Raw genomic sequence first — 21,949 nt, forward strand, 5'->3', positions numbered from 1 at the left:
GGTGGGGGAAGGCAATGGAGAGTGCTCCAGGGGTACGGAGGTGCGGCTGACGTGGCCCGGTGAGAGGGGGAGAGAGACCCGTCGCGACTCGTTGCATGCCTGGTCAGGGCAGGTACGGGTGGGGCGGTGATGTCGAGTCGACTCGTCACCGCCCCACGACTCGTCACGGCGCTGACCTGCGCGGGGACGGGTCGCGACGGGTCGTGCCGGGTCAGGCCCCGGCCGTGGCTTCCGGTGCGGGTTCGGGGCAGTAGCGTGCCCAGGAGTCGGCGAACTGCTGGCGCGTGAAGCCCTTGGCCTGGACGTTGCCGTGGAAGCGGTGATTCGCCGAACCGATGCCGTACTCCTGGAGCAGGATCTGCAGGCCCCGGGCGGTCAGGCCGTTGGCGGTGTACTCCGGCCACGGGGTCTCGTCGTCCCGGTTGAGGATGTCGAGGAGTCGGCGGGTGCGGAGCATCGGCGGGTCGCCTTCGGTGGCGAAGGCGCGGCGGATGTCGGCCAGGAGTCGGATGCCCAGGCTGCTGCGGTCCTGGTCCTGCTCGGCCTCATGCTTGGCCATGACCCGGCAGGCGGTACGCGCGCGGTCGGGCCATGGTCCGCCGGCGAGGTCGGCGACGGAGACCAGCGGCTGCCAGGTGTCGGCCGCGCGGTCTTCGACCGGCATGGCGGGGGTCAGCTCCATGGCGTCGGTGTGGAGCGGTGCCAGCCAGGCGGCGAGCCGGTCGCGCAGCGCGTGGAGGGGCGGGGTGTCGCGGTAGGTGCGGAACTCCGCCACCTTCTCGCCCGGCCTGCGGCGGCGCATCCGGATGACGATCGACCGGTCCATGATCGTGTCCGGCAGGTCACCGATGCCCGCGAGGGCCGCCATGGCGAAGGTCGGGAACTTCGACACCTCGTGGTTGGGACCAGAAACCCGCAGGGTGGGGCGGTTGCGCTGGTGCCCCGCGTTGAGCAGGCCGCGCATCTCCTCGTTCTTCTCCGCGACCTTCGCAGAGCCGAAACTCGCACATCCGCGTGCACCTGAAGCCGCGCATCGGCCATGTCCGCGTCGACCGTCTCAACGTCGGCCACCTGGTGGAGATGTACGACGACATAGCCGACGCCAACGAGGTGATCCAGGCGGAGAACCTCGAACGCCGCGAGCAGATCGCCAGGTGCAAGCCCAGCAAGGCCGGCCGCCCCATCGCAGCCGAGCGGGCGCGGCTCGCCTTCGAGCGGGAAAAACTCGCCGCGATGAAGCCTTTCCGGAAGATCACCGGCCCAGCGACGCAGCAGAGCATCCGGCGCACGCTGCGAGCGGCTCTGAACGCGGCGATCGCCCAGCAGTACATCACCTTCAACCCGGCCTCCCACGTCGAGCTGGAGTCCGGCAAGCGCCCCAAGCCCCTGCTCTGGACGACCCAGCGGGTGGAGCGCTGGCGTGCTACCGGCGAGCTGCCGTCACCGGTGATGGTCTGGACGCCGGCGCAGTTCGGCACGTTCCTGGACGCGGCCGAATCCGATCGGCTCTACGCCCTCTTCCACCTCGTCGGCACCCGTGGCCTTCGCAGGGGCGGGGCCGTTGGCCAGAGCTGGACCGACGTCGACCTGAACGCCGGCCTCATCACCCCGGCCAAGGAGATCGTCGTCGACGGCTGGGACACCTACGAGTCCGCCCCCAAGACCGACGGCAGCGCCAGCACGATCGCGTTGGACAGCGTCAACGTCGCTCTTCTGCGCGAGCACCACAAGGCGATGCTGAGCGCCCGGGAGAAGTGGGGCGACGCCTGGAACGAGACCGGCAAGGTCTTCACCCGCGAGGACGGCTCCTGGCTGCACCCGGAGACGGTTTCCGAGACGTTCCGCCGCATCCTCGCCACCACCGACCTGCCGCCGATCACTCTGCGCGACCTGCGTCACGTCGCGGCCACTCTCACCCACGGCGGGGGCGGTGATCTCCACACGATCAAGGAGACCCTGCGCCACTCCACGATCACGCTCACGTCGGACACGTACACGAGCCTGCTACCCGAGGTCGACAAAGCCGCAGCAGAAGCCGCCGCCGCCGCGCTGGTGCCACGTGCCCGTAAGGCCCCCTCCGTAGCCCCTGCTGTCGGACCGTCCGCTCACGCATCGCTCACGCAAGAGGCCGGGAACGACGAAGCGCCCCGACCGGACAAAGCCGATCGAGGCGCTAAGTAGCAGGTCAGATGGGGTTTCCCCTCCCTGCTTCGCGTAGGCCGTGTGGGACTCGAACCCACAACCAACGGATTAAAAGTCCGCTGCTCTGCCAATTGAGCTAACGGCCCTCGGCGAATCACCCCTGAGCATAGCCCGCCGGGGCCCGGCCGCCGATCGGGTATCGGCCACCGGGCCCCGTCGCGGTGAAATCCCGGGCCGTCAGAGGGATTCGTCCGGGGGGATCGTGCGCTTGTGATCCGGTTTGAGGAACCAGTGCCTCGCCGACGCCAGCCACCATGTCGCCGCGAAGCCCAGGACCACCAGCACCGCGACGGGCGCGTAGTTGAACGTCGCCCAGGTGACCGGCGAGAGCTGCGGCAGCATGAAGAGCACCGTGATGATCACGACCCAGGCCACCGCCACGATGCCGATCGGGCGGGACCAGCGGCCCAGGTGCCAGGGGCCCGGGGCGAATCCGTCGCCCCGGAGCAGGCGGAGCAGCGTGGGGATGACATAGGCGATGTAGAGCCCGATCACCGCGATCGAGGTCACCGCCGCGTACGCCGTGACGTTGATCAGGTACGGCAGGCCCAGGGCGAGGGCGCCGACGGCGGCGAGCCAGACCGCGGCGACGGGGGTGCGGGTGCGCGGGCTGACCGTGTGCCAGACACGCGAGAAGGGCAGGGCACCGTCCCGCGAGAAGGCGTAGATCATGCGGCTGTTGGCGGTCACGGACGCCATGCCGCAGAAGAGCTGGGCGCCGATCACGATCAGCAGCAGGAGCTTGCCGGTGGTGGCGCCGAGGGCGTCCAGGAGGATCTGCGCGGGCGGGGCGCCGGTCGGCGAGTCCAGCGCTCCGTCGTACGACTGGATGGCGAAGGTGAAGCCGAGGAGCAGGACGAAGCCCGCGATCCAGGAGGTCCAGATCGACTGGACGATGCCCCGCGGGCCGGCCGTCGCGGCGTCGTGGGTCTCCTCCGTCATATGGGCGGAGGCGTCGTAGCCGGTGAAGGTGTACTGCGCCATCAGCAGACCGATCATCACGACGTAGAAGCCGCTGCCCCAGCCGGTGTTGTTCACGAACTCGGTGAAGACGAACGACGCCGACTGGTGCGAGTCCGGCACGAAGGTCAGGGCGCCGACGATGACGGCGACGCCGACGACGTGCCACCAGACGCTCACGCTGTTCAGGATCGCGACGATCCGCACCCCGAAGGTGTTGAGCAGCCCGTGCAGCAGCAGGATCGCGGCGAAGAGCAGGATCGTACGGGTGGGGGTGACCCCGAAGCCGAACTGGAGGTTCAGATACGCGCCCAGGAACGACGCCGCACCGAAGTCGATCCCGGCGGTGACGGCGACTTGGCCGAGTACGTTGAACCAGCCCGTGAACCAGGCCCAGGCCGCGGCCGAGCGCGGCGGGGCCAGCCGGTGGGCCCAGAAGTAGAGGCCTGCGGAGGTCGGGTACGCCGAACAGATCTCGGCCATCGCCAGGCCGACGAACAGCGTCATCAGGCCGACGCCGACCCAGCCCCAGGTGATGACGGCGGGGCCGCCGGTGTTCATGCCGAAGAGGTAGAGCGTGAGGCAGCCGGAGAGCACCGAGATGATCGTGAACGAGACGGCGTAGTTGGAGAATGCGGACATGCGCCGGGCCAGCGTCTGTGTGTACCCGAGCTGCGCGAGGCGCTCCTCGTCGGAGACGCCCGGTGGTGGTCGGTCCTCGCCGGTATCGGTTGTCATGCACCCAGCAATTCCCCCACGCCGGAGCACACATGCGGTCGCCGGGGTCACGACTGGGAAAACCTGCCCCGGCAACGGAGGAGGGCGCGGGCCCGCAGGCCGCGCCCTCCATGGACCTCAGCGACGCTCGGCAGCGCTCGGGTGACCTCCGCGCGCTTCACCGGGCACGGTCAGGACGTTGTACGCGTTCCCTGAAAGGCATGAAGGCATGAAGGCACAGGCGATCAACGGCAGCCCGCCGCAAAGGAATCACGCAGAGCTCGCAAAGCCCCCCGACCGCGCCCCTGTGCAAGTGGCGGGATGTCAGCAGCAGTCATTCATGTGAGGGAAGTGAAAAGCGAAGCGGGCCCGCTCGTGAAGAGCGGGCCCGCTTCGCAGACCTTTCAACGGACCTTCAGCAGGTCCCTACCGCGTTCAGCCGTTGCGCTTCCAGCGCGGCTTGTCGTCACGGCGGCCGAAGGTGCCGGTGCCGGTACCCGTGCCGGTGCCACCGCGGTGGTCGTCGCGACGGCCGGTCGGGCGGTCGCCGCCGCCGGAGCGGAAGCCGCCCGAGGGGCGGTCGTCACGACGGTCGCGGTTGAACGGACGGTCGCTGCCGCCGGAGCGGAAGCCACCGGAGGGGCGGTCGTCACGACGGTCGCGGTTGAACGACGGACGGTCGTTGTCACGACGCTCGAACGAACGGCCACCACGGTCGTCCCGACGGTCACCGCCACCGGAACGGAAACCACCGGAGGGGCGGTCGTCACGACGGTCGCGGTTGAACGACGGACGGTCGTTGTCACGACGCTCGAACGAACGGCCACCACGGTCGTCCCGACGGTCGCCACCACCGGAACGGAAACCACCGGAGGGGCGGTCGTTGCTGCTGCGGAAGGACGGACGGTCGTTGCTTCCGCGGTAGCCGGACCCGCCGGAGGGACGGCCACTGCGCTCGCCGACACGGTCGTTGCTCCCGCGGTATCCACCACGGTCGTCACGGCGGTCACCACCGCGGTCGTCACGGCGGCCGTAGCTGCCCCGGTCGTCGCGACGGTCGTCACGCGCGGCCGGCTGCTCGGGGACGGACGCGGCTGCGGCGAGCGCGGCCTCGGCCTCGGCAGCGACCTCGGCGACCGCCGCCTCCGGGTCGTCGCCCCGCTCGCGCGCGGCACGGGCGACGAGACGGTCGGCCTCCTCGCGCAGCTCACCGGCGCGGCGCTGGACGCGCTCCAGCTGCTTGGTCAGGTCGGCGGCCTCGCGCTCGGCCTGCTTGGCGGCGTTGTTCGCGGAGTCGGCCTGGACCTCGGTGAGCGAGCGGGCGCCGGTGATCTCGGCGACCTCCGGCTCGAAGACGCCCGCGCCCTGCACGATGTGGCGCGAGGCGTCGACGCCCGCGTCCTCCATCAGGCGGAAGATCTGACGGCGCTGGTGCGGCAGCGCCAGCGAGACGACGACACCGGACTTGCCGGCACGGGCGGTACGGCCCGAGCGGTGCAGGTAGTCCTTGTGGTCACCGGCCGGGTCCACGTTCAGGACCAGGTCGATGCCGTCGACGTGAATACCGCGGGCGGCGACGTCGGTCGCGACCAGCGCGTTGACGTAACCCTTCTTGAAGTCCTCAAGAACGCGGGTACGGGCGCCCTGGGTCATGCCGCCGTGCAACGCGTCCGCCTTGACGCCCGCCTCGACGAGCTGCTCGGCGATGCGGTCGGCGCCCAGCTGGGTGCGGACGAAGATGATCGTGCGGCCCTTGCGGGCGGCGATGGCGGAGGTGACCGGCGCCTTGTCCTTCGGCTTCACGACGAGGACGTGGTGCGACATGGTCGAGACGTTGCCCTGGGCGGAGTCGACCTCGTGGGTGACCGGGTTGCTCAGGTAGCGCTTGACCAGGGTGCCGATCTCGTTCTCCATGGTGGCGGAGAAGAGCATGCGCTGGCCGCCACCGGGGATCTGGTCGAGCAGCTCGGTGACCTCGGGGAGGAAGCCCAGGTCGGACATCTGGTCGGCCTCGTCGAGGACGGCGACCTGGACGTTCTCCAGGGAGCAGGCGCCCCGGTTGATGATGTCGCGCAGCCGGCCCGGGGTGGCGACGAGGATGTCGACACCGCGCTCCAGCGCGTAGATCTGGTTGCCCATCGACGTACCGCCGCAGACGACCTTCATCTTCAGGCCGAGCACGTCGCCGTAGGGCTGCAGCGCGTCCGCGACCTGCATCGCGAGCTCACGGGTCGGGGTGAGGATGATCGCGCGGGGCTTCTTCTTCTCCGTGTGCCCACCGGCCAGCGAGGCCAGGGTCGGCAGACCGAAGGAGAGGGTCTTGCCGGAGCCGGTACGGCCGCGGCCCAGGATGTCCTTGCCGGCCAGGGCGTCCGGGATGGTCGCGGCCTGGATCGGGAAGGGCGCCGTCACACCGTTCTGCGCGAGCTTGCGGACGATGCCCTCGGGCAGGCCCAGGTCGGCGAAGGTGACGGTCGGCTCGGCGTCCGCATCGGCGTCGGCGGAGTCGGCCTGCTCGGCCAGGGGGGCGTCGGCCTCGATGGAGTCGGCGGACTCGGCGACGACGGCCTCGGCGGCCTCGACGAGCTCGTCGTTCTCGATGTTCTCGGGCATGACGGTGTGGTCAGAACTGGAAATTGACATGCGAAATGCGAAACCTTCCGGAGTCTCGGCACGCGCCCGTAACTCCGTGATTCGCAATTTCGACCGCCTCAATGCGGTCCAGCCACGGCAAGGGAGAGTACGCGCCACACGGCGCGCTTCTGTTTCGGCGCCGGGCAATGGGATCAAACGATCTACTACCATACGCACTCCCCCCCACTTCGCGCAAACCGGCCCTTCCTCGCCTCCCGCTACACCGGCCCCACCTGCGGCGATACCTCGGGCGTCCGCAGCGGCGCCGACTCCGCCGACGCACCCAGCGCCTCGCTGCGCAGCTGTGCCGCCGGCGAGGCGGACGGCGGCGGCGAGGGTTCGGACGGCTCCGGCTCGGGGGAGCTCGGCGGCTCGGGGGTCGCGGGCCCGGAGGGCACCGGGGACGCGGGCTGCTGCGGCACCCCGGGCCCCGGCGGCGAGGCCGAGGGCGCCGACGGCGCAGTGCCCCGGGGCGGCTCCGCACCGCCCGCCTCCGCATCCGGGCGCACGCCACCGGGAGCGGTCGAGGGCCCGGCGGGGCGGCTCGGCCCGGGTGATTCGACGGCCTCCCGTTCGGAGTGCGCCTCGGCCCGGCCGCCTCCGGTGCGGACCCTGCCGGTGCCCGCCACCGTGCCGCCGTCCGGCCGGGCGGCGCTCCCCCCGTGCTCGGGCGACGGCGACGGCGACGGTGCCGGTGCCGGTTTCCCTCCGTCGCCGCCGATGCTCATGCAGCCGGTGGACGTGGCGACCGTCGCGGCGATGACGGCCGCCCATCGGACGGGGACGGACAACTGGCGCACGGGAGGCACCTCCGGGGTACGAGGAAGGAGCGGAGCGGTACGGGAAGGAGTGGGGGCACCGTGCCCAACTCCCGTTGCCCCGCCGGGGACACGCCCCGGACCCGGCCCGCACACCACCTGCACGCCTTCCGCGCCCGGCCCGCACGCCGCCGGGCACACCCCGCGGACGCCCGGGGCGCACTCATCCGTAGCCGAGCGCGTGCAGCCTCGCGTCGTCGATGCCGAAGTGGTGGGCGATCTCGTGGACGACCGTGATCTCGGTCTCGGCGACGACGTCCTCGCGGGACTCGCACATCCGGAGGGTCGGCCCGCGGTAGATGGTGATGCGGTCCGGCAGCACCCCCGCGTACCACTCGCCGCGATCGGTCAGCGGCGTGCCCTCGTACAGCCCGAGCAGCTCCGGATCACCCGGCTCGGGCTCGTCCTCGACGAACACCGCGACGTTGTCCATCAGCCGCGTCAGCTCCGGCGGGATCCGGTCCAGCGCCTCGGCGACCAGTTCCTCGAACTCTTCGCGCGTCATCTCCAGCACCCCGCCATTGTCCCGTACTACCGGTCGCGGCGCCCCGGTCCGGACCGGGGGCGACCGCCTCCGCAGGGGTGCGCGCACCCCTGCCATGCCCTCGCCGTAAACCGTTTTGGCGATAGCCGCTGCCATCCCATATGCTTCTGACGTCCCCGACGCGCTGGGAAGCGCGCAGGTGGGCCCTTAGCCCTCATCGTCTAGTGGCCCAGGACGCCGCCCTTTCAAGGCGGTAGCACGGGTTCGAATCCCGTTGGGGGCACGCTTTACCGTGTGCGAGACTTGTCTCGCACATTAGCTTGGTCCTGTGGAGCAGTTTGGAGTGCTCGCCACCCTGTCAAGGTGGAGGCCGCGGGTTCAAATCCCGTCAGGACCGCTGCAGCCCTTATGAGCTGCGTGGCTGGGTAGCTCAGTTGGTACGAGCGATCGCCTGAAAAGCGATAGGTCGCCGGTTCGATCCCGGCCCCAGCCACCACCCGAAGGCCCCGTCCACCGGACGGGGCCTTCGCCGTGTCAGACCTCTTCCCGGTCCGCCGAGTTCACGCCGCCGTCCCGGCCGCGCCACGCCCGTACCGCCAGAACCAGCAGCACCACCGCGACCACGGCCACCAGCGCCATGGCGTCCGGCACGTGCTCGCCGATGCGCTGGGCCCACTGCTCCACGGCGAACGAATCGTCCACGTCCAGCAGTCCGGGCAGCGCCGTCGTCCCGTCGTACGCGAGGAACAGCGCGCCGAGCCCGATGAAGAAGAACCCGGACAGCAGGGTCGTGGTGTGCAGCTCGAAGCGGCCCAGCCGGAAGGCCCGACCGCGCAGCCAGGCCCGGCGGCCCAGATCGAAGCGTTCCCAGAGCAGCGCGAGCAGGAAGAGCGGGACCGCCATGCCCAGGGCGTAGACGGCGAGCAGCAGTCCGCCGTAGACCGGGCTGCCGCTGACCGCCGCCACGGTGAGGACGCTGCCGAGGATCGGGCCCGCGCAGAAGCCGGCCAGTCCGTAGACGGCGCCCAGTGCGTAGACCGATACGGCGGTGGTCGGGCGGATCCGGCCGCTGAGGGCGGCGATCCGGCGCGAGGCGAAGCCCAGACCGACGATCTGGGCGATGCCGAGCACGATGATCAGCCAGCCCGCGCCGAGGACGAGCGCGTCACGGTGGCGGTAGAAGATCCGTCCGGCGTACGAGCCCGCGGCGCCGAGCGGGACCAGGGTGGTGGCCAGTCCGGCGTAGAAGATGCCGGTGCGGGCCAGGAGGCGCGAGGCGGAGTCGATGGAGTAGGCGAAGAAGGCGGGCAGCAGCAGCGCGCTGCACGGGCTGACCAGGGCGAGCAGCCCGCCCAGGAAGGCCGCGAAGTAGCCGATGTCAGCGGTCATTTCGCGTCGTCCCCGGCACCCTCGGCGTTCTTGCCGCCCTTGGCGTCCTCGGTGGCGCGGGCCTTCTCGGCCGCCGCCTCGATGGCCGAGGTGAAGGTCTCCATGGGCTGGGCTCCGGCGATCGGGCGGCCGTTGATCAGGAACGACGGAGTGGAGGTCGCGCCGATTCCGTACCCCTGTTCCTGGTCCTTGCCCACGGCGGCGGAGGCGGCGGAGCTGTCCGCGTCGCGGGCGAAGCGATCGAGGTCCGCGACCCCGGCCTGCCGGGCGAGGGCCTTCAGCCGGTCCTTGCCGAACCCCTTCTCCTTGGCCCCCTCGGCGTACGCGGCGGCGTGGAACTGCCAGAAGCGGTCCTGCTGCCCGGCGGCCCAGGCAGCGCGGGCGGCGGCCTCGGACTCGGCGCCGAAGATCGGGAAGTTGCGCCACTCGATACGCAGGGTGCCGTTGTCGACGTACTTCTTGACCAGGGCGGGTTCGGTGTCGCGGGCGAACTTGCCGCAGTAGCCGCACTTGAAGTCGGCGTACTCGATCAGGACCACGGGTGCGTCGGCGCGGCCCTGAGCGAGCTTGTCGCCGGCGTCGCGGCGGGCGAGCTTCGCCAGCTCCGGATAGACGCCGGCGTCCGGGTCGGCGGTGACATCGGCGACCGAGGAGGAGCCGGAGCCCGAGTGGTCGGGGACGGTGGCCCGGTAGGAGACGAAGCCGAGCAGCGCGGCAGCGAGGACGACTCCGGCGCCGTAGACCAACGGCTTCCTGTTCCTGGGCGAGGGCTTGCGTGCGGACGTGGACTTGGACATGCGGGACTCCGTGCTGGTGATGCGGAAGGGAAGGGGCGGCCGGATGGGACGGCCGGCTACACCCTCAGCACGGAGAGCTCGACGGGAGTGGGCGCGGCGGGCGCGGGTGCGCTCAGTTTCAGCCGCATGGGTGGGTGGACCGGGCCCTGACCGGTGGCGGCGGGCAGGCCCCACTCGGCGAGGCCGGGCGCCTGGTCGTACGCGGCACGGGCCCGGCCCGGGAGCGCGGGTTCGCCGTCGTGCTTCCTGGTCTTGCGGCAGCCCGGCGCCGGGTGCCGGTCGGCGGGCGCTGCCACCGCCGGGCCGGCGTCGGCCGGAGCGTCCGCGCCCGTCGCGGCGGCCACGACGGCGGTGGCGGTTGCGCCGCCGCCGGGGACGGCCGTCGCCGGTCCGCAGAACAGCCCCAGTACGACCGCGAGCACCGCCGTCAGGCAGCACCACTGTGTACGGGACACGGCGACCGGCCTTTCCGGACAGGGGCAACGGGTGGTCAGCTGCCCGAAATGGTACGTGCTGTGATCCCGCGCATCCGCGCGGTGCCCATGTGGTGACCCGGACCGCACGAAATGTGTTCGCCGTTCGTCGGGCCCGGGTGAGATCCTGGGCTCCGTATGTCTACTTCCTTCGCTGATCTCCAGAACCGGCTCGGACAGATCTCGCTCCGCGACGCGCACCGGCTCGGCCGCCGTCTCGAAGGGGCGCGCCGCATCCGTAAGCCCGAGGCCCGGCAGTCCGTGCTGGACGAGATCGCCGCCGAGGCCGGCAAGGCGGCCGAGCGGCTCTCGCTGCGTGCCGCGCGGATGCCTGCCCTGTCGTACCCGGAACAGCTCCCGGTCAGTCAGAAGAAGGACGAGATCCTTGAGGCGATACGCGACCACCAGGTCGTGATCGTCGCCGGGGAGACCGGCTCCGGCAAGACCACGCAGATCCCGAAGATCTGCATGGAACTGGGGCGCGGTGTCCGGGGCATGATCGGGCACACCCAGCCGCGCCGGATCGCGGCCCGTACGGTCGCCGAGCGCGTCGCGGACGAGCTGAGGACGCCGCTGGGCGAGGCGGTCGGCTGGAAGGTCCGCTTCACCGACCAGGTGAACCCCGACGCCACGTTCGTGAAGCTGATGACGGACGGCATCCTGCTCGCCGAGATCCAGACGGACCGCGAGCTGCGCGCTTACGACACGATCATCATCGACGAGGCCCACGAGCGGTCGCTGAACATCGACTTCCTGCTCGGCTATCTGGCCAGGCTGCTGCCCAAGCGCCCGGACCTGAAGGTCGTCATCACCTCGGCGACGATCGACCCCGAGCGGTTCGCGCGCCACTTCGGCGAGGCACCGATCGTCGAGGTCAGCGGGCGTACGTACCCGGTCGAGGTGCGCTACCGCCCGCTCCTCGAAGAGGACACGGACGACTCCGACCGCGACCAGATCACCGCGATCTGCGACGCCGTGGACGAGCTCCAGACGGAGGGTCCGGGCGACATCCTGGTCTTCCTCTCCGGCGAGCGGGAGATCCGTGACACGGCGGACGCGCTGAACAAGCGCAACCTCCGCCACACCGAGGTGCTCCCTCTCTACGCCCGGCTCTCGCACGCCGAGCAGCACCGCGTCTTCCAGCGCCACACGGGTCGCAGGATCGTCCTGGCGACCAATGTCGCCGAGACCTCGCTGACCGTCCCCGGCATCAAGTACGTGATCGACCCGGGCAACGCCCGGATCTCCCGCTACAGCCACCGCACCAAGGTCCAGCGGCTGCCGATCGAGCGGATCTCGCAGGCCAGCGCCAACCAGCGCAAGGGCCGCTGCGGCCGTACCTCGGACGGCATCTGCATCCGGCTGTACTCCGAGGACGACTTCCTGACCCGTCCGGAGTTCACCGACCCGGAGATCCTCCGTACCAATCTGGCCTCCGTCATCCTCCAGATGACCGCGGCCGGCCTGGGCGACATCGAGAAGTTCCCCTTCATCGACCCGCCGGACCACCGCAACATCCGCGACGGCGTCCAGCTCCTCCAGGAGCTCGGCGCACTGGACGCGGAGGAGAAGGATCCGAAGAAGCGGCTCACCCAGCTCGGCCGGAAGCTCTCGCAGCTGCCCGTCGACCCGCGTCTGGCCCGCATGGTCATCGAGGCCGACCGCAACGGCTGTGTCCGTGAGGTCATGGTCATCGCGGCGGCGCTCTCCATCCAGGACCCGCGCGAGCGGCCCTCGGAGAAGCAGACCCAGGCCGATCAGCAGCACGCCCGCTTCAAGGACGAGACGTCCGACTTCCTGGCGTTCCTGAACCTGTGGCGGTACATCCGTGAGCAGCAGAAGGAGCGCGGCTCGTCCAGCTTCCGCCGGATGTGCAAGCAGGAGTATCTGAACTTCCTGCGCATCCGCGAATGGCAGGACATCTACGCGCAGCTGCGTACGGTCGCCAAGCAGATGGGCATCCAGCTCAATGAGGAGGCCGCGCCGGAGCAGGCGGTGCACACCTCGCTGCTGGCCGGGCTGCTCTCGCACATCGGGCTGAAGGACACCGAGAAGAACGAGTACCTGGGTGCGCGCAGCGCCAAGTTCGCGATCTTCCCGGGATCGGCGCTCTTCAAGAAGCAGCCGCGGTTCGTGATGTCGGCCGAGCTGGTCGAGACGTCCCGGCTGTGGGCGCGGGTCAACGCCAAGGTCGAGCCGGAGTGGATCGAGCCGCTGGCCCAGCATCTGCTGAAGCGCACCTACAGCGAGCCGCACTGGGAGAAGGACCAGGCGGCGGTGATGGCGTACGAGCGGGTCACGCTCTACGGGGTACCGATCGTCGCCCAGCGCAAGATCAATTTCGGCCGCATCGACGCCGAGACCTCCCGCGATCTGTTCATCCGCAACGCCCTGGTCGAGGGCGACTGGCGGACCCACCACCAGTTCTTCCACGACAACCGAAAACTGCTCGGCGAGGTCGAGGAGCTGGAGCACCGCGCCCGGCGCCGCGACATCCTCGTGGACGACGAGACGCTCTTCGACTTCTACGACCAGCGGATCCCCGAGCACGTGGTCTCCGGGGCGCACTTCGACTCCTGGTGGAAGCACAAGCGCCGGGACGAGCCGGACGCGCTGGACTTCGAGCGCTCGATGCTCATCAACGAGAAGGCCGGGGCCGTCACCAAGGACGACTACCCGGACTCCTGGCGCCAGGGGAAGCTCAAGTTCAAGGTCACGTACCAGTTCGAGCCGGGTGCGGACGCCGACGGCGTGACCGTCCACATCCCGCTCCAGGTGCTCAACCAGGTCACCTCCGAGGGCTTCGACTGGCAGATCCCGGGCCTGCGGGAGGAAGTGGTCACCGAGCTGATCCGCTCGCTGCCCAAGCCGATCCGCCGGCACTACGTCCCCGCGCCGAACTACGCGGACAAGTTCCTCGACCGGGCCGTACCGCTGCAGGAGCCGCTGCCGGTCACGCTGGCCCGGGAGCTCCAGCGGATGGTCGGCGTCCCGGTCACGGCCGACGACTTCGACCTGAGCCGTATCCCGGACCACCTGAAGATCACGTTCCGGATCGTCGACGAGCGGCGCCGCAAGGTGGCCGAGGACAAGGACCTGGAGGCACTCAAGCTCCAGCTGCGCCCCAAGGCCCGTCAGGCCCTCTCCAAGGCCGCCGCGGCCACCGCCGGGCCCTCGGGCGAGTCCATCGAGCGTTCGGGTCTCACGGACTGGACGATCGGCACGCTGAACCGCGTCTTCGAGACCAGACGGGCCGGCCAGCCGGTCAAGGCGTACCCGGCGCTGGTGGACCAGGGCGACACCGTCGCCGTACGGCTCTTCGACACCGAGGCCGAGCAGCAGCAGGCGATGTGGCTGGGCACCCGGAAGCTGATCGTGCTGAACGTGCCGGTGAATCCGGCGAAGTTCGCCTCCGACAAGCTGACGAACCAGCAGAAGCTGGCCCTGTCCCGCAACCCGCACGGCTCCATCCAGGCGCTGTTCGAGGACTGCGCGACGGCCGCCGCCGACCGGCTGATCGGCGCGCACGGCGGCCCTGCCTGGGACGAGGAGTCGTTCCGGAAGCTGTACGACAAGGTGCGCGCCGACCTCGTCGCCCTGACCGAGCACACGGTCAAGCAGGTCCAGCAGGTGCTGGCCGCCTGGCAGGCCTGCGAGCGGCGCCTGAAGGCCACCAACAGCCTGGTCCTCGTCGACAACGTCACCGACGCCCGGGACCAGATCGCGGCCCTCGTGCCGCCGGGCTTCGTCACGAAGACCGGGCTGCGCAGGCTGCCCGACCTGATGCGCTATCTGGTCGCCGTGGACCGCCGGCTCCAGCAGATGCCGACGGCCGTCCAGCGCGACACCACGCGCATGAAGAAGGTCCACGAGATGCAGGACGAGTACGCCTGGCTGCTCGAACAGATGCCGCAGGGCAGGCCCGTGCCGCAGGAGGTGCTGGACATCCGCTGGATGATCGAGGAGCTCCGGGTCAGCTATTTCGCCCACGCGCTGGGGACGGCCTACCCGGTCTCCGACAAGCGGATCGTGAAGGCGATCGACGCGGCGGCACCGTGAGAGGGCCCGCCCGGACGGGCCGTTTCGGCGGTGACGGAGTCGCCACCTTCGGTGAGTTCGACCTGACCCTCTGACCTGCTGTACAGTCTGTCTTCGCAGCCAGCCGCAAGGCAAGCAGCGAAAACCTGGTCCTGTGGAGCAGTTTGGAGTGCTCGCCACCCTGTCAAGGTGGAGGCCGCGGGTTCAAATCCCGTCAGGACCGCAGTAACGAAAGCCCGGATCCTTCTGGATCCGGGCTTTCGCGCGTCTTGACTCCGGCAACCGCCGACGAGTAGTCAGACAACAGAGGCCGTCCCTGATTTCCCGGTGCGGGGCGGCGGTCCACCGGGAGGTGGCGCGTATGACTGCGTCCGCCGCACACGAGACCCGCGCGCTCCTGCGCGCCCATCTGGCCGCCGCTTCCGGCCGCCGTCACCTCACCCACCACTGCGCGGTCTGCCATCGGCTCCTGAGGCTCGCCATGGAGCCCCTGACGGCCCGTCGGACCGATTCCGCCCCCGAACCGCCGGAGCCGCGCACGGGGCGCCAGGACGGCGCCCTGGAAGCCGAGGACGAAAGTCCTCCGGGCGGGTGACCAATGGCGGGGTCTTCCACTTCCCGACGGTGGCAGGCTCGTACTTGGCAAGCCTCGCACAGTGTGACGGGAGTCACCGAAAGAGTTTTGCGAAGCGGTGACTTTACTCCCTTCCTACAACTGGCGAATTTAATATGTGCAATTGCACCACTCGGACGGGAGCGTCGTGGGACCATCCGAACCGTCCCGGCCCGGCCTCCCCGGGCAGTCCGGAACAGTCCCGAACAGACTCGCTCAAGCCCGCACGTCGACCCGGCCGGACCCGACCGGACGCGCGGTTTCCGGCGCCCCCGGCAGACGGGCCGGCGCCCGGGTTCGCGGGGGTACGGAAAGGCGCGTGGGCACAAAAAAGATCGCGCTGGACCCGGCGGAGTCCAGCGCGATCGAACGACGCACCCGCATTGCACAGGTATGGCGCCCGTTGGGGCGGGCGCCCGTCATTTGGAGCTATGGGTGGGCCTGTACGGGTTGGGGGACCCGGAAGCCCGGTTGTTGCGGCGTGACAGGGGTGTGTCAGGCCTCGCTGCGCTGCTGCGGAATACCCGCAAGCAGTGCGCGGACCTCTGCCTCGCGGTACCGGCGATGTCCACCGAGCGTGCGGATGGACGTGAGCTTGCCTGCCTTGGCCCAGCGGGTAACCGTCTTCGGGTCCACGCGGAACATCGTGGCAACCTCAGCCGGGGTCAGCAGCGGCTCGGCATCAGGGGTGCGAGCGGTCATGAGCGGCCTCCTCGGGAGAACCGAACCATCTCGGTTCTTTCCTCTAAATTCTGCACCTTGACCCACGTTGCCCGAAATGGCGGACGCGGGCCGAGTCGGTTATAGGACGAACGGCTTGTCCTCGGCACTACAACTACACCATCCGTCCAGCCACGTCGGCCAAACCGATGGAATTGCCCTCCCAGGTGTTCATCAGCGACGGAAGCCGATGGACCATGCCATAGCGGACAGTCACTCCGCCGTGACGATCAGTCACAGAGCGATCAGGAGCCATCAGACCCCCCATAGCGTGCAATGCTGAGCATTCCGCCCTTAGTTGGACGGACGGAGCCCTCCCCGGGCTCCTTGTCCTATTTTGGCATGAGGAGTAGGGAAGGGCGCAAGAGCCCAGTTAGTGCTATCCATCACGCTTGAGGCAAAGGCCCGGTTCGGGACGTAGGTCCTAAGACCACAGGAGTACGCTTCCGCCTCTTCGTTCCCACGCGTCACACAGGACACAGGGCAGGACACAGGAACAGACGCGGATATCGCCTCGTCAGTTCGCGAACTGACGATCTCTTACGGCCCGCCAGCGCTCCGCCAGCCGGCCGTACGCCTCGCTCGCCCCTTCGGTGTCACCCGCCTGCAGCGCCGCGATGCCCTCGGCCACATCGGCGGCCGACCGGTCCCCGGCGAGCTGCTTCGCCGGCAGCGCGTGCACCAGACCGGCGTAGTCCAGCTCGACCAGCGCACGCGGATGGAACTCCTCCAGCCAGCGCCCCACGTCCACGAGCCCCTCGGTCAGCCGGCCCTCGTCCACCGACTCCCGCAGCGTCTTCAGCGTCCGGGCCAGCCGGCGGCGGGCCTGCACCATCGGCGTCCGGTACCGCAGCACCGGCGCCGCACCGTCCTCCCCCGCCCCCGCGTACTCCCGCTCCTCGTCGGAGAAGAGCACGAACCACCGCACCGGCACCTGCCACACCGAGGTACGGATCCACGGCCTGGCGTCCGGATTCCGCTCCGCCCACCGCTCGTGGTCCATGACCGCCTGCCCGCGCACCACCGGCGGCAGCACCGCGTCGAGCACCGGCCCGGGGAACATCTCCGTCAGCTCGTCCAGCGCCAGCCAGCCGCGCAGCCTGGTCCGCCACGGACAGACGCACACCACCCCGTCGACCTCGGCGACGAACGCGTCCCCGCTCTCGTGCACCGGCACCGCGACCGGCGGGGTGGCCGCCAAGTCGGCCAGCGAACGGCGCAGTTCGTCCTGGGCGGTGGGGATCCGGGCGCCCCCGGCGTACCGCGCCCAGTGGGCGCGTTCGGGCTCCGGGAAGGCGGCCAGCGGCTCGTACACCCGGAGGTAGGACGCGTAAGGGACGAGCACTGAAGACACCACCGACATGCAGCAAATCGTGTCACGCCAGTACTCCGCCGGGGGGTGATCCTGGGCACTGGACCGGATCCGTGCCCGCGCAGGACTTACTCTCTTGCCCAGTCGGACCGGCCGTGCCGGCCGGTCCGCGGCCCTCCCCACCTTCAGGAGGGTCCTCGCCGCTTCGTACTTGGGAGTCACCACAGTGACCGATGTGACCGACGGCGTCCTGCACACCCTGTTCCACTCGGAGCAGGGGGGGCACGAACAAGTCGTGCTCTGCCAGGACCGTGCCAGCGGCCTCAAGGCTGTCATCGCCATCCACTCCACCGCCCTGGGCCCGGCCCTCGGCGGCACCCGCTTCTATCCGTACGTCTCCGAGGAGGAGGCCGTCGCGGACGCGCTGAACCTCGCGCGCGGCATGTCGTACAAGAACGCCATGGCCGGTCTCGACCACGGCGGCGGCAAGGCCGTCATCATCGGCGACCCCGCACAGATCAAGTCGGAGGAACTGCTGCTGGCCTACGGCCGGTTCGTGGCCTCGCTCGGCGGGCGTTACGTGACCGCCTGCGACGTCGGCACCTACGTCGCCGACATGGACGTCGTCGCCCGCGAGTGCCGCTGGACCACCGGCCGCTCCCCCGAGAACGGCGGCGCCGGCGACTCCTCGGTCCTCACCGCGTTCGGTGTCTTCCAGGGCATGCGGGCCTCGGCGCAGCACGTCTGGGGCGACCCGACGCTGCGTGGCCGAAAAGTGGGGGTCGCCGGGGTCGGTAAGGTCGGCCACTATCTCGTCGAGCATCTGCTCTCGGACGGTGCGGAGGTCGTGATCACGGATGTGCGGGAGGAATCCGTACGCCGGATCACCGACAAGCACCCCGGGGTCGCCGTCGCCACGGACACCGAGGCGCTGATCCGTACCAAGGGGCTCGACATCTATGCCCCGTGCGCGCTCGGCGGTGCGCTGAACGACGAGAGCATCGCGGTGCTCACGGCCAAGGTGGTGTGCGGCGCGGCCAACAACCAGCTCGCGCACCCCGGCGTCGAGAAGGACCTCGCGGACCGGTCGATCCTGTACGCGCCCGACTACGTGGTGAACGCGGGCGGTGTCATCCAGGTCGCCGACGAGCTGCACGGCTTCGACTTCGACCGGTGCAGGGCCAAGGCGTCGAAGATCTTCGACACCACGCTGGCCATATTCGCACGTGCGAAGGTCGACGGCATCCCGCCGGCCGCCGCGGCCGACCGGATCGCCGAGCAGCGGATGGCCGAAGCCCGCCGCCGCTGACGGTGGCGGACGCATCACCCCGCGTCCACGCCGACCGTTGCCTGCCGACCCGCCGACCGGCGAGACAAGACTCACGCCGGTCGGCGGGTCGCGTGCCAAGAAGAGGTTAAAATCGCAGTTGACCAGCGAGGACGGGGCTTCTCGCCGGTCCTCTTCCGGGGCACGTGATGCGGGCGGCGTACCGTATGGCCGCGGAAGCAGGTACCGTTAAAGCCCTACGGGCACGGTCTCTCAGCCGAGAGTCCGTCCTGAAACATGAACGCGTGTCAAGACTCTGGGGCCGTCGAGCCCCGTCACCGAGGGGGTCGAGCCATGGGGCGCGGCCGGGCAAAGGCCAAGCAGACAAAGGTCGCCCGCCAGCTGAAGTACAGCAGCGGCGGGACTGACCTGTCGCGTCTGGCCAATGAGCTGGGCGCATCGCCTTCGAGTCAACCACCGAACGCAGAGCCGTTCGAGGACGACGACGAGGAAGATGACCCGTACGCACAGTACGCGGATCTGTACAACGACGACGAGGACGAGGACGAGGACGACAAGTCCGGTCCGTCGTCACAGCGCCGCGGCGCTTGACCTCGCGCTGACACATCAACCCGGTCCGGGCCTGTCCCGGACCGGGTTCTGTGCTGCCCCGGCCCGGTCCGGCCGCTCGTGCGGGGACCGGGTTCACCGAGGCCTTCCCCGGCGATGTCTTCCCCGACCGCCGGACGTGCAGGGATCCCGGCGGCCGAGGATGTAGCGGACACCGGGTTGCCCCGGTGTGCCTGCCCGTGTCTAGCGCGCGTACCCACCGACGAGCTCCGCGCCCGAGGTGTGCGCCCCGCGCTCGGTGATCTCGCCCGCGACCCAGGACTCGACCCCGCGGTCGGCCAGTGTCGTCAGTGCCACGTCCACGGACTCGGCCGGGACGATCGCGATCATGCCGACGCCCATGTTCAGCGTCTTCTCCAGCTCCAGCTGCTCGACCTGTCCCGTGCGGCCGACCACGTCGAAGACCGCGCCGGGCGTCCAGGTGGAGCGGTCGACCCTGGCGTGCAGTCCGTCCGGGATGACCCGGGCCAGGTTGTTGGCCAGGCCGCCGCCGGTGACGTGGCTGAAGCCGTGCACCTCGGTCGTACGGGTGAGCGCCAGGCAGTCCAGCGAGTAGATCCTGGTGGGCTCCAGGAGCTCCTCGCCGAGCGTGCGGCCGAACTCCTCGACCTGCCGGTCCAGCGACCAGCCGGCCCGGTCGAAGACCACGTGCCGGACGAGCGAGTACCCGTTGGAGTGAAGACCGGACGACGCCATGGCGATCACCGCGTCACCCTTACGGATACGGTCCGGGCCCAGCAGTCGGTCGGCCTCGACCACGCCCGTACCGGCGCCGGCGACATCGAAGTCGTCCGGACCGAGGAGGCCCGGGTGCTCGGCCGTCTCGCCGCCGACCAGGGAACAGCCCGCGAGGACACAGCCCTCGGCGATGCCCTTCACGATGGCCGCGACCCGCTCGGGGTGCACCTTGCCGACGCAGATGTAGTCGGTCATGAAGAGCGGCTCGGCACCGCAGACGACCAGGTCGTCGACGACCATGCCGACGAGGTCGTGGCCGATGGTGTCGTACACGCCCATCTTGCGGGCGAGGTCGACCTTCGTGCCGACGCCGTCGGTGGCGGAGGCGAGCAGCGGACGCTCGTAGCGCTTGAGAGCCGAGGCGTCGAAGAGGCCGGCGAAACCGCCGAGACCGCCGAGGCCCGCGACCTCGGGGCGCTGCGTCTTCTTCACCCACTCCTTCATCAGCTCGACGGCACGGTCGCCGGCTTCGATGTCGACGCCCGCTGCCGCGTAGGAAGCACCTGTTGTCTCAGACATTGCCTGGGATCTTTCGTGTGGAGATACGGGGCTGGTGGCCGGAGGTGTACGGCTGGGCCGTCACGGACGACGCAGTGCGTCGGACGCGGCGGTCGCCGCCGGGCCTGCTGCCAGCTCGGTCTCCAGCAGCTGCTTGCCGAGCAGCTCCGGGTCCGGGAGCTCCATGGGGTACTCACCGTCGAAGCAGGCGCGGCACAGATTCGGCTTGGCGATCGTCGTCGCCTCGACCATGGCGTCGAGCGAGATGTACGCGAGCGAGTCCGCGCCCATCGACGTGGAGATCTCGTCGACCGTCATGCCGTTGGCGATCAGCTCGGCGCGGGTCGCGAAGTCGATGCCGAAGAAGCAGGGCCATTTCACCGGCGGGGACGAGATCCGGATGTGGATCTCGGCGGCACCGGCCTCGCGGAGCATCCGGACCAGTGCGCGCTGGGTGTTGCCGCGGACGATCGAGTCGTCGACGACCACCAGGCGCTTGCCCTTGATGACTTCCTTGAGCGGGTTCAGCTTGAGGCGGATGCCCAGCTGCCGGATGGTCTGGGACGGCTGGATGAAGGTCCGGCCGACGTAGGCGTTCTTGACCAGGCCGGCACCGAACGGGATGCCGCTGGCCTCCGCGTAACCGATGGCGGCGGGGGTGCCGGACTCCGGGGTCGCTATGACGAGGTCGGCCTCGACCGGGGCCTCGGCGGCCAGCCTGCGGCCCATCTCCACTCGGGAGAGGTAGACGTTGCGCCCGGCGATGTCGGTGTCGGGGCGGGCCAGATAGACGTACTCGAAGACACAGCCCTTGGGCTTCGCTTCCGCGAACCGCGAGGTGCGCAGGCCGTTCTCGTCGATGGCGACGAGCTCGCCCGGCTCGATCTCGCGGACGAAGCTGGCGCCGCAGATGTCGAGGGCGGCGGACTCGGAGGCCACCACCCAGCCGCGCTCCAGTCGGCCGAGGACCAGCGGGCGGATGCCCTGCGGGTCACGGGCGGCGTAGAGGGTGTGCTCGTCCATGAAGACGAGGGAGAAGGCGCCCTTGACCTCGGGGAGCACCTTCGCGGCGGCCTCCTCGATGGTGAGCGGCTTGCCGTCGTCGTCGGTCTGGCCGGCGAGCAGCGCGGTCACCAGATCGGTGTCGTTCGTCGCGGCGACCTGGGTGGCGCGGCCGTCCTTGCGAGGAAGGTCGGCGACCATCTCGGCGAGCTGGGCCGTATTGACCAGATTGCCGTTGTGACCCAGGGCGATCGAGCCGTGCGCGGTCGCACGGAACGTCGGCTGCGCGTTCTCCCACACCGAGGCACCGGTGGTGGAGTAGCGGGCATGACCGACCGCGATATGGCCCTGGAGAGATCCCAGAGACGTTTCGTCGAAGACCTGCGAGACCAGTCCCATGTCCTTGAAGACCAGGATCTGGGACCCGTTGCTCACTGCGATGCCCGCGGACTCCTGTCCACGGTGCTGCAGGGCATACAGTCCGAAATAGGTGAGCTTGGCGACCTCTTCGCCCGGAGCCCAGACACCGAAGACGCCGCAAGCGTCCTGGGGGCCTTTCTCTCCGGGGAGCAGGTCGTGGTTGAGTCGTCCATCACCACGGGGCACGCCACCGAGTGTAGGCGAGATCGACCACTGGTCCGAATTCGCGATACCGGG

General features: G+C 69.8%; 15 protein-coding genes, 5 tRNA genes and 2 pseudogenes. 9 read left to right on the forward strand and 13 right to left on the reverse strand.

Features of this window, described 5'->3' with window-relative positions; genetic code table 11:
- Positions 1-211: 211 nt before the first annotated feature.
- Positions 212-1,000, reverse strand: a pseudogene (locus tag OG611_RS06560) (DUF3631 domain-containing protein); the annotation flags it as partial.
- A gap of 2 nt (positions 1,001-1,002) precedes the next feature.
- On the opposite strand from OG611_RS06560, the pseudogene xerC reads away from it, so the two are divergent.
- Positions 1,003-2,181 (forward strand): annotated as a pseudogene (gene xerC, locus OG611_RS06565) (tyrosine recombinase XerC); the annotation flags it as partial.
- A gap of 34 nt (positions 2,182-2,215) precedes the next feature.
- Here the strand turns inward: xerC and OG611_RS06570 are convergent.
- The 5 genes from OG611_RS06570 to OG611_RS06590 form a co-directional block, all read right to left on the reverse strand.
- Positions 2,216-2,288, reverse strand: a tRNA-Lys gene (locus OG611_RS06570).
- 91 nt (positions 2,289-2,379) lie between these two features.
- Positions 2,380-3,900, reverse strand: a complete 1,521-nt coding sequence (locus OG611_RS06575) for an amino acid permease (RefSeq protein ID WP_266416452.1) — start codon at positions 3,898-3,900, stop codon at positions 2,380-2,382.
- A gap of 414 nt (positions 3,901-4,314) precedes the next feature.
- Positions 4,315-6,492, reverse strand: a complete 2,178-nt coding sequence (locus tag OG611_RS06580; RefSeq protein WP_266416454.1) for a DEAD/DEAH box helicase — start codon at positions 6,490-6,492, stop codon at positions 4,315-4,317.
- A 239-nt stretch (positions 6,493-6,731) separates the two neighbouring features.
- Entirely contained in the window at positions 6,732-7,313 is a 582-nt protein-coding gene (locus OG611_RS06585; protein ID WP_266416456.1) for a hypothetical protein, read from the reverse strand.
- Between the two features lie 181 nt (positions 7,314-7,494).
- Positions 7,495-7,845: a metallopeptidase family protein gene (locus OG611_RS06590; protein ID WP_266416458.1), complete on the reverse strand. Its 351-nt coding sequence runs from the start codon at positions 7,843-7,845 to the stop codon at positions 7,495-7,497.
- A gap of 180 nt (positions 7,846-8,025) precedes the next feature.
- Here OG611_RS06590 and OG611_RS06595 point away from each other — a divergent pair.
- The 3 genes from OG611_RS06595 to OG611_RS06605 all read left to right on the forward strand — a co-directional run bounded on the left by OG611_RS06595 (position 8,026) and on the right by OG611_RS06605 (position 8,311).
- A tRNA-Glu gene (locus OG611_RS06595) sits at positions 8,026-8,098 on the forward strand.
- A gap of 39 nt (positions 8,099-8,137) precedes the next feature.
- Positions 8,138-8,212, forward strand: a tRNA-Asp gene (locus tag OG611_RS06600).
- Positions 8,213-8,234: 22 nt separating this feature from the next.
- A tRNA-Phe gene (locus tag OG611_RS06605) sits at positions 8,235-8,311 on the forward strand.
- A gap of 38 nt (positions 8,312-8,349) precedes the next feature.
- On the opposite strand, the gene OG611_RS06610 is transcribed toward OG611_RS06605, so the two are convergent.
- From OG611_RS06610 to OG611_RS06620, 3 genes are read right to left on the reverse strand one after another with little or no spacing between them, the layout of a single operon-like run.
- Entirely contained in the window at positions 8,350-9,204 is an 855-nt protein-coding gene (locus OG611_RS06610) for a cytochrome c biogenesis CcdA family protein (RefSeq protein ID WP_266416460.1), read from the reverse strand.
- Positions 9,201-10,001, reverse strand: a complete 801-nt coding sequence (locus OG611_RS06615) for a DsbA family protein (RefSeq protein ID WP_266416462.1) — start codon at positions 9,999-10,001, stop codon at positions 9,201-9,203. The genes OG611_RS06610 and OG611_RS06615 overlap by 4 nt, the downstream gene beginning before the upstream one ends.
- Before the next feature lie 56 nt (positions 10,002-10,057).
- A complete protein-coding gene (locus OG611_RS06620) occupies positions 10,058-10,456 on the reverse strand; it encodes a hypothetical protein (RefSeq protein WP_266416464.1) in 399 nt (132 codons plus the stop codon).
- Between the two features lie 156 nt (positions 10,457-10,612).
- On the opposite strand from OG611_RS06620, the gene hrpA reads away from it, so the two are divergent.
- The 3 genes from hrpA to OG611_RS06635 all read left to right on the forward strand — a co-directional run bounded on the left by hrpA (position 10,613) and on the right by OG611_RS06635 (position 15,107).
- Positions 10,613-14,533 (forward strand): ATP-dependent RNA helicase HrpA, encoded by a 3,921-nt coding sequence (gene hrpA / locus OG611_RS06625; protein WP_266416466.1) that lies wholly within the window; start codon positions 10,613-10,615, stop codon positions 14,531-14,533.
- Between the two features lie 127 nt (positions 14,534-14,660).
- Positions 14,661-14,735 (forward strand) — tRNA-Asp (locus tag OG611_RS06630).
- Between the two features lie 138 nt (positions 14,736-14,873).
- Positions 14,874-15,107: a DUF6274 family protein gene (locus tag OG611_RS06635; RefSeq protein WP_266416468.1), complete on the forward strand. Its 234-nt coding sequence runs from the start codon at positions 14,874-14,876 to the stop codon at positions 15,105-15,107.
- Between the two features lie 513 nt (positions 15,108-15,620).
- Here OG611_RS06635 and bldC read toward each other — a convergent pair.
- Positions 15,621-15,827, reverse strand: coding sequence for a developmental transcriptional regulator BldC (bldC, locus tag OG611_RS06640; RefSeq protein ID WP_003949541.1), 207 nt, complete (start codon positions 15,825-15,827; stop codon positions 15,621-15,623).
- A 535-nt stretch (positions 15,828-16,362) separates the two neighbouring features.
- Complete coding sequence (locus tag OG611_RS06645) at positions 16,363-17,208, reverse strand: hypothetical protein (RefSeq protein ID WP_266416471.1); 846 nt, start codon at positions 17,206-17,208, stop codon at positions 16,363-16,365.
- A gap of 175 nt (positions 17,209-17,383) precedes the next feature.
- On the opposite strand from OG611_RS06645, the gene OG611_RS06650 reads away from it, so the two are divergent.
- Both OG611_RS06650 and OG611_RS06655 read left to right on the forward strand, forming a co-directional pair.
- Entirely contained in the window at positions 17,384-18,466 is a 1,083-nt protein-coding gene (locus OG611_RS06650) for a Glu/Leu/Phe/Val dehydrogenase dimerization domain-containing protein (RefSeq protein WP_266416473.1), read from the forward strand.
- A gap of 312 nt (positions 18,467-18,778) precedes the next feature.
- Positions 18,779-19,036: a DUF3073 domain-containing protein gene (locus OG611_RS06655; protein ID WP_072488579.1), complete on the forward strand. Its 258-nt coding sequence runs from the start codon at positions 18,779-18,781 to the stop codon at positions 19,034-19,036.
- Between the two features lie 201 nt (positions 19,037-19,237).
- Here the strand turns inward: OG611_RS06655 and purM are convergent, their stop codons facing one another.
- Together purM and purF are read right to left on the reverse strand one after the other, a co-directional pair.
- Positions 19,238-20,311: a phosphoribosylformylglycinamidine cyclo-ligase gene (purM, locus tag OG611_RS06660; protein ID WP_266416476.1), complete on the reverse strand. Its 1,074-nt coding sequence runs from the start codon at positions 20,309-20,311 to the stop codon at positions 19,238-19,240.
- A 60-nt stretch (positions 20,312-20,371) separates the two neighbouring features.
- A complete protein-coding gene (purF, locus tag OG611_RS06665; protein WP_266416480.1) occupies positions 20,372-21,898 on the reverse strand; it encodes an amidophosphoribosyltransferase in 1,527 nt (508 codons plus the stop codon).
- Positions 21,899-21,949: the final 51 nt, after the last annotated feature.

Source organism: Streptomyces sp. NBC_01363 (genome assembly GCF_026340595.1).
In the GTDB taxonomy this organism is placed as follows: Bacteria; Actinomycetota; Actinomycetes; order Streptomycetales; family Streptomycetaceae; genus Streptomyces.